Here is a 14,664-nt window from a genome sequence, read left to right as displayed (position 1 = left end):
CCATGTCCACTCCCTCCCTCCTGTCCACCCCCGCCCTGGACGCACTCGCCCACGGTGCCGTGATCCCCGCCCATCCGCTCGCCCTGCACGTCGACGGCTCCTTCGACGAGCGTCGGCAGCGTGCGCTGACCCGCTACTACCTCGCCTCGGGCGCGGGCGGGGTCGCCGTCGCCGTACACACCACCCAGTTCGAGATCCGCGAGCCGGAGGTCGGTCTGTTCCGGCCGGTTCTGGAGCTCGCCGCCGAGACGATCGACGCCGAGGCCGGCCGGCCGTTCGTCAAGGTAGCCGGTGCCTGCGGATACACGGCGCAGGCCGTCGCCGAGGCCGAGACCGCCGCCGAGCTCGGCTATGACGCGGTGCTGCTCAGCCCGGCCGTGCCCGGTGCGGACGAGAAGGGTCTGCTGGAGCGGGCGCGGGCGGTCGGCGAGGTGCTGCCGGTGATCGGCTTCTATCTCCAGGAGGCCGTCGGCGGAAGGTACTTGTCACCGGGCTTCTGGTCCGCGTTCACCGATCTGCCGAACACGGTCGCGGTGAAGATCGCCCCGTTCGACCGGTACCGCACCGCCGATGTCGTACGGGCGGTGGCCGCCGCGGACCGCGCCGACGAGGTGGCGCTGTACACGGGCAACGACGACGACATCATCGGTGATCTGCTCACCCCGTACGAGACTGCGGGTGGCACACCACGCTGGTTCGCGGGCGGCCTCCTCGGCCAGTGGGCCGTGTGGACGAACTCCGCGGTGACGCTCCTCGACGACGTCCGCAAGGCGCGCGGCGGGGACCACGAGGCGATGGTGCGCTGTCTGGCGCGTCGCTCCGAGCTGACCGATGCCAACAGCGCGGTCTTCGATGTGCGCGGCGCGTTCCGCGGCTGCATCGCCGGGGTGCACGAAGTGCTGCACCGCCAGGGCCTGTTGGCGAACATCAGGTGCCTGGACCTGACCGAGACGCTCTCCCCCGGGCAGGCGGAGGAGATCAGCCGGGTGGCCGCGGCCTACCCTTGGCTGACCGATGACGCCTTCGTTGCGGAGCACCTCGATGCCTGGCTCTCCTGATCCTGCCGACCGCCCCCGGGTGGTCGTCGCCGTACCGCCGGGCCTGCGGGCCCAGTTCTTCACCACCGAGGTGTGGCGGGAGCTGGAGCGCGCGGCAGAGCTGACGGTCCTGGACAACCACTCCGACCGGGCGGCGGTGGCTGCGGCGCTGCCCGGCGCCCGCGCACTGATCACCTCGTGGCGGGCGCCCAAGGTGGACGCCGAACTCCTCGCATCGGCCGACCGGTTGGAACTGGTGGCGCACACCGGTTCGGCGGTCGCGCCCTATGTCACCGAGGAAGTGTTCCGGCGGGGCATCCTGGTCACCCAGGCGGGTGACGAGATGGCCCGCCCGGTCGCCGAGGTGGCTCTCGCGTTCACGCTCTCGCTGCTCCACCGCATCCAGCGCTTCGACCACGCCCTGCGCGGCGGGCTGGAGTGGGTGGCGGCGAGCGAAGCCCCTCCGCGCCATGAGATCCACGGCAGCGACATCGGCGTGATCGGCGCCTCCCGCACCGGACGTGCCTACATCGCCCTGGTGCGGGCGATGGGGGCACGGGTCAGCGTCACCGACCCGTACCTCTCCGATGCGGACGCCGAGGCGCTCGGCGTGAAGTCCGTACCGCTTCGGACTCTGCTGTCGCGCAGCAGGATCGTGGCCGTGCACGCGCCGGTCACCGAGGAGACCCACAGGATGATCGGCGCCGAACAGCTGGCGCTGATGCCGGACGGGGCCGGACTGGTGAACACCGCCAGGTCGTGGCTGGTCGACGAGGACGCGCTCATCACCGAGCTGGCATCGGGCCGGCTGGATGCGGCAATCGATGTCTTCGACGCCGAGCCGCTGCCCTCCGGCCACCCCTTCCGCTCCCTGCCGAATGTGCTGCTCACCCCGCACCAGGCAGCGGGCAGCGTCGAGTGCCGGCAGCGGCTCGGAATGAGTGCCGTCAACGAGGTGCTGCGGCTGCTCGCCGGACGCCCCCCGGTCCACGCGGTCACCGCCGACGCCCTCACCCGTCTGCGCTAGGGCTGTCCGGCGGATCAGGACCAAAGAGGCCCTGCCCCCTACCCAACCCCCATATTTTTCAGGAGAGTTCACCCGTCATGCGACTGATGCGCATCGGCGAGCCGGGCCATGAGCGCCCCGTTGCCGTCTGCCCCGAGGGCCATCACCACGACCTGTCCGGCATCACCCACGACATCGACGGCGCGTTCCTCGCCGCGCTCGCCGACAATCCGCACCTGGTCCCCACCGAGCCGGCGCTCCCGGAGATCGACATCACCGGTCAGCGGATCGGCGCTCCGGTGGCCCGTCCCTCCGCACTGCTCTGCATCGGCCAGAACTACGCGGCCCACGCGGCGGAGTCGGGTGCCGAGCCGCCCGCGCAGCCGATCCTCTTCTACAAGTCGCCGAACACCGTCGTCGGCCCGTACGACGACGTGCTGATCCCGCGCGGCTCGAAGAAGACCGACTGGGAGGTGGAGCTGGCCGTCGTCATCGGCCGCCGCGCCTCCTACCTGGACTCCCCCGCCGACGCCGCCGCGCACATCGCGGGCTACGCCGTCAGCAACGACGTATCCGAGCGTGCCTTCCAGCTGGAGCAGTCGGGCGGCCAGTGGTCCAAGGGCAAGAGCTGCGCCACGTTCAACCCGCTGGGGCCGGTGCTGGTGACGGCCGACGAGGTCGGTGACCCGCAACAGCTGCAGCTGCGCAGCTATGTGAACGGGGAGCCGAGGCAGGACTCCAGCACCGCGGACATGATCTTCAGCGTGGCGCATCTGGTGCACCATCTGTCGCAGTATCTGGTGCTGGAGCCCGGCGACATCATCAACACCGGTACTCCGCAGGGTGTGGCGCTCTCCGGCCGCTTCCCCTACCTGGGTCCGGACGATGTGATGGAGGTCGAGATCTCGGGCCTGGGCCGACAGCGCAGCGTCTGCCGGCCCGCGTAACACCGAACGGGTCTCGGACCGAGCGGTCTCAGTCCTCCGGGAGTTCGACCGGGGCGATGTCGTCGAAGACATCGCCGGGGCCGGGGTTCGTCGCATCGGTCGCGCCGCCGAACTGGGTCATCACACCCCACACGGCGTTGAGTGCGGTCTGTACGGCGCCCTCGGCCCATCCGGCCGTCCAGGAGATGTCGTCGCCCGCGAGGAACAGACCCCGCCGGTCGGCGGGCAGCCGGTCCTGCATGAAGTGGGTGAACAGCCGCCGCTGGTAGCGGTAGTGGCCCGGCAGATTGGCCTTGAACGCCCCCATGAAGTAGGGCTCGTTCTCCCACGAGACCGTCACCGGGTTGCCGATGATGTGCTTCCTGATGTCGACGTTCGGGTAGATCTCGCCGAGCGACTTGAGCATGACGTCCATGCGCTCGTTCGGGGAGAGCGGCAGCCACTTCAGGCTGTCGTCGCACCAGGTGTACGAGAGGCAGATGACGGCGGGCCGGTCGGGGCCGTCGTCCAGGAGGTACGTCCCCCGGGTCATCCGGTCGGTGAGCGTCATCGACATGGTGTCCCGCCCGGTGATCTCGTCCTTGTCCAGCCAGAACGGCCGGTCGACGGGGACGAACAGCTTGGACGACTCCATGTAGTGGGTGCGCTCCATCGCCGTCCAGTGGTCGATCGGGAAGAGCGCGTCGTCGCAGTCGATCTTCGAGAGCAGCAGCCAGGACTGCCCGGTGAAGATCGCAGCGGGGTAGGTGCGGATGTCACCGGTGGCGTCGGTGACGGTGATCCGGTTTCCGGCGGTGCGGTTCAGCCGGGTCACGGCGGGGCGCGGCTCGCCGTTGTGCAGCGAGGACAGCGACGTGCCGAGCGGCCAGTGGACGATCTTCTGCGGTTCGCGGTCCCAGAGCCGCAGCGGAAGCTGCTGGCTGCCGCCGACGATGCCCCGGTGGTGGTCGTCCGCCTCGGTGTAGACGACGCGCAGGATCTCCAGGATGGAGTTGGGGAAGTCGGTGTCCCAGCCGCCGGTGCCGAAGCCGACCTGGCCGAAGATCTCACGGTGCCGGAACGACTTGAAGGCGTCGGAGTCGCAGAGGAATCCGTAGAAGGTCTGGTTGTCGAGCTTCTGGACGAGCTTCGCCCAGATCTCCCGGATGCGGGGCACATCGCGTTCGCGCATCGCGCGGTTCATGTCGGAGAAGTCCGCGCCCTCCTCCAGACACCGGTTCCAGGCGTCCATCACATCGCGGTAGACCTGCGGCAGATCGGCGATGGTCCGCGCGTAGTGCGACTCACCCTTGAGGTCGACGACGGTGGACGGGGTGGCCGGGGAGAGCGGGTTGGGGAACGGCTTCGTCTCCAGGCCGACCAGATCGATGTAGTGCTGGAGCGCGGTGGAGGACGGCGGGAAGCGCATCGCGCCCATCTCGGCGGTGAGCTCCCCTTCTTCGCCTGCGGCGGAGCAGCCGTCGAATCCGACGGTACGCAGCCGGCCGCCGATCTCGTCAGCTTCGTAGACGACGGGCTTGAGCCCCATCTTCATCAGCTCGTACGCGGCGACGATGCCGGAGAGCCCGCCACCGATGACGGCGACCTCGGTGCCGTGCTCGGTCGCCGGTATCTGCCCGATCCCCGCGGGGTGCGCCAGGAAGTCGTCGTACGCGTAGGGAAAGTCCGGCCCGAACATGGTGATCGGCTCGGCCGCGTCGGTGTGCTGGACGGCGTTGGGCACCGTGGACGTCATGGGGTACGGACTCCTTGCACGAAAAAGGTGGAACGAGGGGTGGCGGGCTCAGACGAGGGAGCCGTAGAGACCGGGGCGGCGGTCGTTCAGATACGGGTTGGCGGCGCGCGACGCGCTCAGGAACTCGGGGTCGACCTCACCGATGACCAGTTCCTCGCCGCGTCCGGCACGCGTGCGGACGGTGCCGTCGGGACCTGCCAGGCAGCTCAGCCCGACGAACTCGAACTCGCCTTCCGGGCCGGTCCTGTTGACGTACGCCACGTACATCTGGCTCTCGAACGCGCGGACCGGTACGACGGACTCGGCGACGAACTGGAAGGGGTGCATCTGCGCGGTGGGCACCAGCAGCAGATCGGTGCCCGCGAGGGCGTGCGAGCGGACGTTCTCCGGGAACTCGACGTCGTAGCAGATCATGATCCCGATGCTTACGCCGTCCAGCTCGGCCTGGACGACGGGCTGCTCGCCCGGGGTGAACCACTCCTGCTCGAAGCAGCCGAAGAGATGGGTCTTGCGGTAGTTCGCGAGCGCCGACCCGTCCGGCCCGATGAGCTGCGCGGCGTTGAAGATCTGCTCGCCCACGCGCTCCGGGTAGCCGTAGAGGACCGCGAGCCCGTGCCGTGCGGCGATCTCGGCGACGGCCCGGGCACCAGGCCCGTCCGCCGGCTCGGCCAGCCGGGGCACGTCGGCCCCGATCGCGTACCCGGTCAGGAACAGCTCGGGACAGACGAGCAGCCGAACCCCGGCGTCCGCCGCCCGCCGTGCGGCTCCGTCGAGCACCTTGATGTTCTCGTCCACGTGCCCGGGTCGTCCGGAGCTCTGGAGCAGGGCGGTACGCAACGGCGGCATGGCTGACCTCGGGCGGTGCGGGCGGGGCGGGGACGTATTGACGGTACGGTCCGCCACTGGAACCGGACAAGGCGCGACCGTTGCGCGTACACCGTCGATCCATTGCGCGCCGACGGCCTGTGGCGGCGATTCATTGCGCTTGACGTCTTTGCAGGTCAAGCAGGTGACACAGGTCTCAGCCCGACGCCTCGTCGAAGACCCGCAGCCCGGGCATCACCAGCCCGCCCGGCAACTGCCGGCCCGTCCGGCGATTGAGGACAAGGCGGCAGCCGGACGCAGCCCGGCACCCTACTCCGGCGACCCCGACGAGTACCGCCGCAACAATGGCGACAGCACGAGCACGGACTTCGTCCGCTCCACATACGGCTCGCCCGCAATCCGCTCGAGCACCTGCTCGAAGTGGCGCATGTCCGCGGCGAAGACCTGCACGATCGCATCGGCCTCCCCCGTCACCGTGGAGGCCGACGCGATCTCCGGATACCGTGCAAGCCCCTGCTTGATCGCCTCCGGCGATGTGTTGCGGCTGCAGTAGATCTCGATGAACCCCTCGGTCTCCCACCCCAGCGCCGCCGGGTCCACCCGCACCGTGAAGCCGGTGATCGCACCCTCGGCGCGCAGCCGGTCCACGCGGCGCTTCACGGCGGGCGCGGACAGGCCGATGAGCGCGCCGATATCCGCGTAGGAGCGCCGGGCATCTTCGGCGAGGGCGTGGACGATGCGTTCGTCGAGGTCGTTCAGGCGCACTTCGGGCGGTTCACTTCTCTGCGATGGCCGACGTCGGGGGCGGCAGGATGCCGCCCCCGAAGTAGACCATGGCCCCGCCCCGCCGGGCGCGCTCAGCGCATCCGGTGACCGGTCAGAACGGGAACTGCGAACGGCCGTGCTGCACCGAGATCCACTTCTGGGTGGTGAAGGCCTCGACCATCGACTCGCCGTTCAGCCGGCCGAGGCCGGAGCTCTTCTCGCCGCCGAACGGGACGATGGGCTCGTCGTGGACCGTGCCGTCGTTGATGTGGATCATGCCGGTGTGGATGCGCTGCCCGATCCGTACGCCGCGCTCGATGTTGCCGGTGTGCACCGCGCCGCTCAGACCGTACGGGGTGTCGTTGGCGATCCGTACCGCTTCGTCCTCACCGTCGAACGGTACGAGGAGTGCGACCGGCCCGAAGATCTCCTGGGAGAGGACGGGGGAATCGGCGGCCAGACCGGTCAGCACGGACGGGCTCACCAGATTGCCGTCGGTGCTGCCGTGCAGCAGGGCCGTCGCGCCGGCCTCGACGGTCTGGTCGACGAGCGAGGAAATGGCCTCGGCCTGCGAGGAGTTGATCAGCGGGCCGATCTGGGTCTCCGGGTCGGCCGGGTCCCCCACCCGCAGCGAAGCGACCTTGGCGACGAACTTCTCGGTGAATTCCTTCTCCACCGCCCGGTCGACCAGGATCCGGTTCGCGGCCATGCAGACCTGGCCCTGGTGCACGTACCGGCTGAAGACGGCCGCGTCCACGGCGTAGTCCAGATCGGCGTCGTCGAGGACGATGAGCGCACTGTTGCCCCCGAGTTCGAGCACGGCGCGCTTGAGGTTCGCCGCGCAGACCGTGGCGACGTGCCGTCCCACCTTGTCCGAACCGGTAAAGGAGATGACCTGCGGAATGGGGTGCTCCAGCAGTGCGTCACCGATCTCCGCGATGTCGGTGACCACGACGTTCAGGAGCCCGGCCGGCAGCCCCGCCTCCTCGAACACCTTCGCCACCAGCGTGCCGCCGCAGACCGGGGTGTTCTGGTGCGGCTTGAGCACCACGGCGTTACCGAGCGCCAGGGCGGGGGCGACCGACTTCAGCGACAGCAGGAACGGGAAGTTGAAGGGGCTGATGACACCCACGACACCGACGGGCACCCGGTAGACGCGGTTCTCCTTGCCCTCGGTCGGCGAGGGCAGTATCTGCCCGGAGGGCCGCAGCGCGAGCTGGATCGACTCCCGCAGGAACTCCTTGGCGAGATGCAGCTCGAAGGCCGCCTTCAGCCGGGTGCCACCCAGTTCCGCGACGATCGCGTCGCTGATCTCGGGCTCGCGCTCCTCGACGACGCGCAGCGCCCTCTCCAGCACCAGCCGGCGGGCATACGGATTGGTGTCGCCCCACGCCCGCTGGGCGGCCTCGGCGGACCGGTACGCCTGGTCCACCTCGTCGGCCGTGGCGACCGTGATCGAGGCGAGCTTCTCCCCGTTGTACGGATTGAAGTCGATGATGTCCCAGGACCCCTTGCCCGGCCTCCACTCTCCGTCGATGTACTGATGGGCCAGGTCAGTGAAGAAGGACATGAGATCCCTTACCACAGAGAGGAGGGCAGCTGATTGCGCTTCATATTACTTACATCTCAATGGGTTTGGAGCGGATCACCATGGTAACCGGGGGCCGGAATCGGACATCCCTGACGTCACGCGAGGACACCCGAAAACGCCGTTGCCCCTCACGGCACGAACGGCCGTGAGGGGCAACGGTGTTGCGGGACTTCGGAATCAACTCCAGCTGGCGTGAAGCGGCTTGCCCTCGGCGTAACCGGCGGCGCTCTGCACCCCGACGACCGCCTTCTCGGCGAACTCCTCCAGGGAGGCCGCGCCGGCGTAGGTGCAGGACGAGCGTACGCCCGCGATGATCGAGTCGATCAGGTCCTCGACGCCGGGCCGGGCCGGGTCGAGGAACATCCGCGAGGTGGAGATGCCCTCCTCGAAGAGCGCCTTGCGGGCCCGGTCGTACGCCGACTCGTCCGACGTACGGTTCTTCACGGCGCGCGCGGACGCCATGCCGAAGGACTCCTTGTAGAAGCGGCCGTCGGCGGACTGCTGGAGGTCACCCGGCGACTCGTACGTACCGGCGAACCAGGAGCCGATCATCACGTTGGACGCGCCCGCGGCGAGCGCCATGGCCACATCGCGCGGGTGACGGACGCCGCCGTCCGCCCAGACGTGCTTGCCGTACTTCTTCGCCTCGGCGGCACACTCCAGGACGGCGGAGAACTGCGGCCGGCCCACACCGGTCATCATCCGAGTGGTGCACATGGCGCCGGGGCCGACACCGACCTTGATGATGTCCGCGCCGGCCTCGATGAGGTCGCGCACGCCCTCGGCGGCGACGATGTTGCCGGCCACGATCGGCACCTGCGGGGCGAGCGCACGGACCGCGCGGACCGCGCTGATCATGGACTCCTGGTGGCCGTGCGCGGTGTCCACGACGAGGGTGTCGACGCCCGCGTCGAGGAGTTGCTCGGCCTTGCCCGCGACATCGCCGTTGATCCCGACGGCGGCGGCGATCCGCAGCCTGCCGGCCGCGTCGGTGGCGGGGGTGTACAGAGTGGCGCGCAGTGCGGCCTTACGGGTGAGGATGCCGACGAGCCGGCCGTCCGCGTCGACCGCGGGGGCGAGCTTGCGGTGGGCTCCGTCGAGCTTGTTGAACGCGTCGCGCGGGTCGATGTCCGCGTCGAGGAGCACCAGATCCCTGGACATGACCTCGGAGAGCTGGGTGAAGCGGTCGACACCGGTCAGGTCATGGTCGGTGACGACACCGAGGGGCCGCTGCTCCTCGTCGACGACCACACCCGCGCCGTGCGCGCGTTTCGGCAGCAGGGACAGGGCGTCGGCGACCGTCTGGCCCGGGGCCAGCACGATCGGCGTGTCGAGCACGAGGTGGCGCGTTTTCACCCAGGAGACGACATCGGTGACGACGTCGATCGGGATGTCCTGAGGGATGACGACGAGCCCGCCGCGGCGGGCGATCGTTTCGGCCATCCGGCGACCCGCGATGGCCGTCATGTTCGCGACGACGAGCGGGATGGTGGTGCCGCTGCCGTCCGGCGAGGAGAGGTCGACACCCTGGCGGGAACCGACCGCCGAACGGCCCGGAACCATGAAGACATCGTCGTACGTGAGGTCGTACGGGACCGAGGGAGAGTCTGTGTAGCGACCGGTGCCGGGCTCAAGAAAACGCATAACGCTTATTTTTTCATACGAAACGGAGCAGGTCGCTTCCAGGAAGACACAGCAAATTGCCCCCGCATTCGTACGTTCCGCCGAAGGAACGGAGCGGGAGTTCCGGGCAAGTGGAACCTGCCTTGCCCGCGGACCCTACCCGTACGGCAACCGAATCATTCGCGATGATCTTCCCTGGACCTGGTGACAAGGGGTCGGGTAGCTTCAAATCCGCAGGTCCCGCGGGTCACGAATACGCCCCGGAGGAACAGGCGGATGGTCACAACTTCCGTCACACGTACGACCGGAGAGGATCACGACCCACCCGTGGAGAGCGAACTGCCGGACATCTACTGCCCGTTCCCCCAGCGGACGAGTCCGCACGTCGGGCACACCCGAGTCCACCTCGACAGCTGGATCCGCAACACCGGTCTGGTACACGGTGATTCAGCCAGGGATCGCTTCGAGCAGGCGGACTTCGGAGCGTTCGTCGGCATGGTGCATCCGACCGCCGACAGCAAGAATCTCGACCTCGTCGCCGACTGGTTCGTATGGCTGTTTCTCGTCGACGACCAGCTGGACGACGGTCACCTGGGCCGCAGCCCGGAGCGGGTGCGGGACGTGGTCGCGGTGATGCGGTCCGTGATCGAGGGCGCCGGTACGGCCACCCTGTCCGACGAGGACCTTCCCGCCGCCGTGGTCGCCCTGGTCGATCTGTGGGAACGGACGACACCGACCACGGCCGCGCACTGGCGCACCCGGTTCGGCCGGCACCTGACCACGTATCTCACGACGGCCACCACCTGGGAGGCCGGGAACCGAGCCGCGGGGGTGGTGCCGTCCGAGGAGACGTACATCGCCAAGCGTCGCCACACCGGCGCGATACATGTCTGCATGGACCTGATAGAGATCGTGGCCGGGATCGAGGCTCCCGAGTCGATCCACAACGATTCCCGGTTCATCGCCGCGCTGGAAGCGTCGTGCAATGTCGTGTGCTGGGCCAACGACGTGTACTCGTACGAGAAGGAGCAGGTGCTCGGCGAGATCCACAATCTCGTCCATCTGGTCCGGCACCACCGCGGTTACGGCAAGCAGGAGGCGCTCAAACACGTCTGCGCGGAGATCGCCACGGAGACGGAGCGGTTCCTCACCGCCGAGGCCGAGCTGCTGGCCGCGTACCCGCAGCTGTCCTGGATGCTCGCACCGTACCTGGACGGGATGCGGAGCTGGATGCGCGGCAACCTGGACTGGTCACGGCAGACCCCCCGCTACAACCCGGCCGATGTGAGCCAGTACGAGGAGCCGGAAGAGTACCTGGAGGCAACGGTCCTGGGCGTGGCCCAGCACTGAACCACCGGACTAGTCGGTCAAGGCCCACTCAATCGCCGGGCGGCAAAATCAACCCCGTCCGGCGGTTGAGGACACAGCGGCCACCGGGCGGCCCCGGCAACGGTCTCCGCGACCACCGCTGCCCGCCTCCCGGCGCCCGCTCAGGCCCCGTCCGGATCCGCCCGCTCCAGCGCCGGCCGCCGCGGCGCCGCCGACTCGGTCAGCAGATAGTCGGCCGCCGCCGTATCCGTCACCAGGCTGGTGACGAGCCCGGACCGCAGCACCGCCCCGATCGCCGCAGCCTTCCGCTGGCCGCCCGCGATCGCCACCACCTCGGGGATCCGGCGCAGCCGGTCGGCCTCGACCGTGATGCATCGCTCCCCCAGGTCCCGGCCGACCCGCCGCCCCTCCTTGTCGAAGAGGTGCGCGGACATCTCGGCGGCGACGCCGAGCGACGCGTAGTGCGCCCGCTCCTCGTCCGTGAGCATGTCGTGGACGGTGGAGATGCCCGGCTCCCAGGAGCCGATGGACACCGCGGCGACCGTCACCTTGTCGAAGTACTCGAAGGCGCGGGCGATACCGGTCTGGTGGCGCAGCGCGGCGGCCGTGGCCGGGTCGGGCAGCAGCATCGGCGCGTAGATCGGGTGGGCCTCACCGCCGGCCACCTGGGCGGCCCGCCGGACCGCCTCGACCGAGCCGCGCTCGGCCGTCCCCGCGTCGTACACCCCGGTGAGCTGCACGACCGTGCACGGCGGCAGCCGGTCGAGCGCCGCCGCCATGTGGATGGTGGACCGGCCCCAGGCCAGGCCGAGCACATCGCCCTCGTTCACCAGTTCTCCGAGGAGATCCGCCGCGACCTCACCCAGGTTCTCCGGGTCCGGTGCGTCGTCCTGCTCCTCCGCGGGAGATTCGACGACAACCGCGTGACGCAGCCCGTAGCGGGCCCTGAGCGCGTCGGAGCGCTCGGCGTCCAGTTCGGCGGGGACGCGGATCTCGATGCGTACGAGGTCGCGCTCAAGAGCCGTCTCCAGGACCCGGGCCACCTTGAAGCGGCTGACGCCGAACTCCTCGGCGATCTGGATCTTCGACTTTCCTTCGAGGTAGAAGCGGCGGGCCATGGCCGCCGCCTGCACCAGCTCCGCGGGCCCCATCCGCAGGGCGGACCGTCCCGCCGACATTGCAGACACCGCGATCTCCTCACTGCTGTTCACACTCTCGATACGCCGTTCATCCTGTCAGATCCGGCGATCCTTGATCGGTCCCGTCGGACCGCGTTCATCTGCCCTTGGCCGGCCCGACCTGCAATCGGGGGCCGGAGCGGGTTCCGGCGCCGGTTTCCGCTTCAGTGGTGGCACGCCCAGGCCGCCGAGGCGGTGGCCGCTTCCGCCTTGGCACGCAGGGTGCGCACCGCTTCCGCCGGGTCCGCGGCCCCGTACACCGCCGAACCCGCGACGAAAACATCCGCACCGGCGTCGGCGCACCGCTCGATGGTGGACTCGGAGACGCCGCCGTCGATCTGGAGCCACAGTTCGAGGCCGTGCTTGGAGATCAGCTCACGGGTGCGGCGGATCTTCGGCAGCATGATGTCCAGGAAAGCCTGGCCACCGAAGCCCGGCTCGACCGTCATGATCAGCAGCATGTCGAGTTCGGGGAGCAGGTCCTCGTACGGCTCGATGGGCGTCGCGGGCTTGAGCGCCATGGAGGCGCGGGCACCCTTGGCCCGGATCTCCCGCGCCAGCCGTACGGGGGCTGCCGCGGCCTCCACGTGAAAGGTGACGGAGCCGGCGCCCGCCTCGACGTACTGCGGCGCCCAGCGGTCCGGGTCCTCGATCATCAGATGGCAGTCCAGCGGAGTGTCCGTGGCCCGGCTGAGCGATTCCACGATCGGCACGCCGAGGGTCAGATTGGGCACAAAGTGGTTGTCCATCACATCGACATGGAGCCAGTCGGCACCTTCGACTGCCTTCGCCTCCTCGGCGAGACGGGCGAAGTCGGCGGACAGGATGCTGGGGTTGATCTGGGCCATGTGCCAAGCCTGCCATGTTCCGCGCCACTTCCCCGCCCTGGTGCGGGCCAAAGCCTCACGGGATCATTACAGTTCGCGGAATCCAAGCCTCCGGCCGTGCGATACGGGCGTTTCAGCCCGCATCGGGCCCTTCGGGGGCGGTACGGGGCCCTGAGGCGGCGGGCCTGCTGCCGGCAGACGGCGGAGGGCCTCCCGCCTACGGGCCGGGCACCGAATCCGGCGGGCGGCCCGTCCGGGCGGCGGCCAGTACCCGTGCCCGGTCGCACATGCCGTCGGCCCCTGGCCGCTCTGCCGGCCTCGCGCGGCCCCCCGGCCTGCCTCAGGCGGTCCGGCGCAGCAGTGCCAGGTACATCGCGTCGGTGCCGTGCAGATGCGGCCACAACTGGACGTCGGGACCATCGCCCAGCGCGGGCACTCCCGGCATCAGCGGGCGGGCATCGACCCACTCCGCATCGACCGGCTGGCCGCCACGCCCCTTGAGCACGTCCTCGACGACGACCCGGGTCTCCGCGAGATGCGGTGAGCAGGTCGCGTAACCGACGATGCCGCCGACCCGCACCGCCTTCAAAGCCTCACGCAGCAGACCGCGTTGCAGCGGTGCGAAGCTCTCCAGGTCCTCCGGGCGGCGCCGCCAGCGCGCCTCCGGGCGACGGCGCAGCGCGCCGAGGCCCGAGCACGGGACGTCCATCAGGATCCGGTCGAAGGTGCCGGGCTGCCACGGCGGGCGGGTTCCGTCGGCGGTGATCACCTGGTACGGGCCGGGGTTGCCGGCCAGCGCGCGCTCTACGAGGCGGGCCCTGTGCGGCTGCTTCTCGGCGGCGAGCAGGGCGGCACCTCGTCCGGCGGCGAGTGCGCCGAGCAGGGCGGCCTTGCCGCCGGGCCCGGCACAGCCGTCGAGCCACCGGGTGTCGCTGCCCTCCAGCGGTGCGTTGGCGAGGGCGGCGGCCACCAGCTGGCTGCCCTCGTCCTGGACCCCGGCCCGGCCCTCCTGCACGGCGGTCAGCGCACCGGGCTCGCCGCCCTCCGCCATCCGTACGGCATAGGGCGACCAGCGGCCGGGCAGGCCGTTCTCGTCACCGAGGGCGGTGAGCAGTTCGTCGGTGGTGGAGCGGCCGGGGCGGGCGACCAGAGTGACCTCGGGCCGTTCGTTGTCCGCTTCGAGGAGGTCCTCGATCCCGGCGCGGCCGCCGCCCAGTGCGTCCCAGAGTGCAGACACGACCCAACGCGGGTGCGAGTGCACGACCGCGAGGTGGTCCTCGGCGTCCTCGTCGTACGACGGGGCGACGCGCGCCACCCAGCCGTCGAGGTCGTCCGCGGAGACCTTCCGAAGCACGGCGTTGACGAACTTGGCCCGCCCTTCGCCGAGCACCACACGGGCCAGCTCCACGCTGGCGGAGACCGCCGCGTGGGTGGGGATACGGGTGCCGAGCAGCTGGTGCACGCCCATGTTGAGCACATCGAGGACCGGCGGGTCGACCTCGCGCAGCGGCCGGTCGATGCAGGCCGCGACGATCGCGTCGTACGTCCCCTGGCGGCGCAGTGTCCCGTAGACCAGTTCGGTCGCCAGCGCCGCGTCCCTGTTGTCGAAGTCTCCCTTGGCGCGGGCCTTCTTCAGCAGCGGAGGAAGGACGAGGTTGGCGTACGCATCGCGTTCGTCGACGGCCCTGAGCGCTTCGAAGGCGAGGAACCGGACGGGGTCCTTCTTGGGGCGGCGATGCGGCTTGGCGGGACGGCGACGCTGCTGGTCGTTCACGTGAAAGGTGCTCCGCTGATGGTGAGA

12 protein-coding genes are annotated in these 14,664 nt (G+C 69.7%); 4 read left to right on the top strand and 8 right to left on the bottom strand.

What is annotated here, in order from left to right:
- The first annotated feature begins 2 nt into the window (after window positions 1-2).
- The 3 genes from OG953_RS35190 to OG953_RS35180 all read left to right on the top strand — a co-directional run bounded on the left by OG953_RS35190 (window position 3) and on the right by OG953_RS35180 (window position 2,990).
- A complete protein-coding gene (locus OG953_RS35190) occupies window positions 3-1,058 on the top strand; it encodes a dihydrodipicolinate synthase family protein (protein WP_405689261.1) in 1,056 nt (351 codons plus the stop codon).
- The gene (locus OG953_RS35185) at window positions 1,042-2,064 is read left to right on the top strand and encodes a hydroxyacid dehydrogenase (RefSeq protein ID WP_405689260.1); all 1,023 of its coding nucleotides are present in this window, start codon (window positions 1,042-1,044) and stop codon (window positions 2,062-2,064) included. Before OG953_RS35190 ends, OG953_RS35185 begins: the two co-directional genes overlap by 17 nt.
- A gap of 77 nt (window positions 2,065-2,141) precedes the next feature.
- A complete protein-coding gene (locus OG953_RS35180) occupies window positions 2,142-2,990 on the top strand; it encodes a fumarylacetoacetate hydrolase family protein (protein WP_405689259.1) in 849 nt (282 codons plus the stop codon).
- Between the two features lie 28 nt (window positions 2,991-3,018).
- Here the strand turns inward: OG953_RS35180 and OG953_RS35175 are convergent, their stop codons facing one another.
- The 5 genes from OG953_RS35175 to OG953_RS35155 form a co-directional block, all read right to left on the bottom strand.
- Complete coding sequence (locus OG953_RS35175; RefSeq protein WP_405689258.1) at window positions 3,019-4,725, bottom strand: flavin monoamine oxidase family protein; 1,707 nt, start codon at window positions 4,723-4,725, stop codon at window positions 3,019-3,021.
- A 48-nt stretch (window positions 4,726-4,773) separates the two neighbouring features.
- Window positions 4,774-5,571, bottom strand: a complete 798-nt coding sequence (locus OG953_RS35170; protein ID WP_405689257.1) for a carbon-nitrogen hydrolase family protein — start codon at window positions 5,569-5,571, stop codon at window positions 4,774-4,776.
- A gap of 288 nt (window positions 5,572-5,859) precedes the next feature.
- Complete coding sequence (locus tag OG953_RS35165) at window positions 5,860-6,315, bottom strand: Lrp/AsnC family transcriptional regulator (protein WP_114243475.1); 456 nt, start codon at window positions 6,313-6,315, stop codon at window positions 5,860-5,862.
- A gap of 112 nt (window positions 6,316-6,427) precedes the next feature.
- The gene (locus OG953_RS35160) at window positions 6,428-7,885 is read right to left on the bottom strand and encodes an aldehyde dehydrogenase family protein (protein WP_405689256.1); all 1,458 of its coding nucleotides are present in this window, start codon (window positions 7,883-7,885) and stop codon (window positions 6,428-6,430) included.
- 198 nt (window positions 7,886-8,083) lie between these two features.
- Window positions 8,084-9,550, bottom strand: coding sequence for a GuaB1 family IMP dehydrogenase-related protein (locus OG953_RS35155; RefSeq protein WP_405689255.1), 1,467 nt, complete (start codon window positions 9,548-9,550; stop codon window positions 8,084-8,086).
- Between the two features lie 306 nt (window positions 9,551-9,856).
- Here OG953_RS35155 and OG953_RS35150 point away from each other — a divergent pair, with 306 nt between their 5' ends.
- Window positions 9,857-10,879, top strand: a complete 1,023-nt coding sequence (locus tag OG953_RS35150) for a terpene cyclase (protein ID WP_405692247.1) — start codon at window positions 9,857-9,859, stop codon at window positions 10,877-10,879.
- Window positions 10,880-11,019: 140 nt separating this feature from the next.
- Here OG953_RS35150 and OG953_RS35145 read toward each other — a convergent pair whose 3' ends face one another.
- The 3 genes from OG953_RS35145 to OG953_RS35135 form a co-directional block, all read right to left on the bottom strand.
- Window positions 11,020-12,036 carry a sugar-binding transcriptional regulator gene (locus tag OG953_RS35145; RefSeq protein WP_405692244.1) on the bottom strand — a complete coding sequence of 339 codons (1,017 nt, stop codon included), beginning with the start codon at window positions 12,034-12,036 and terminating at the stop codon, window positions 11,020-11,022.
- Between the two features lie 164 nt (window positions 12,037-12,200).
- A complete protein-coding gene (gene rpe / locus OG953_RS35140; protein WP_405689254.1) occupies window positions 12,201-12,884 on the bottom strand; it encodes a ribulose-phosphate 3-epimerase in 684 nt (227 codons plus the stop codon).
- Window positions 12,885-13,203: 319 nt separating this feature from the next.
- Complete coding sequence (locus tag OG953_RS35135; protein ID WP_383975316.1) at window positions 13,204-14,637, bottom strand: RsmB/NOP family class I SAM-dependent RNA methyltransferase; 1,434 nt, start codon at window positions 14,635-14,637, stop codon at window positions 13,204-13,206.
- Between the last annotated feature and the right edge of the window lie 27 nt (window positions 14,638-14,664).

The organism is Streptomyces sp. NBC_00057 (assembly GCF_045041165.1).
In the GTDB taxonomy this organism is placed as follows: Bacteria; Actinomycetota; Actinomycetes; order Streptomycetales; family Streptomycetaceae; genus Streptomyces.
Note: the sequence above shows the minus strand (reverse complement) of the source record. Positions and strands in the feature narration are given on the sequence as shown.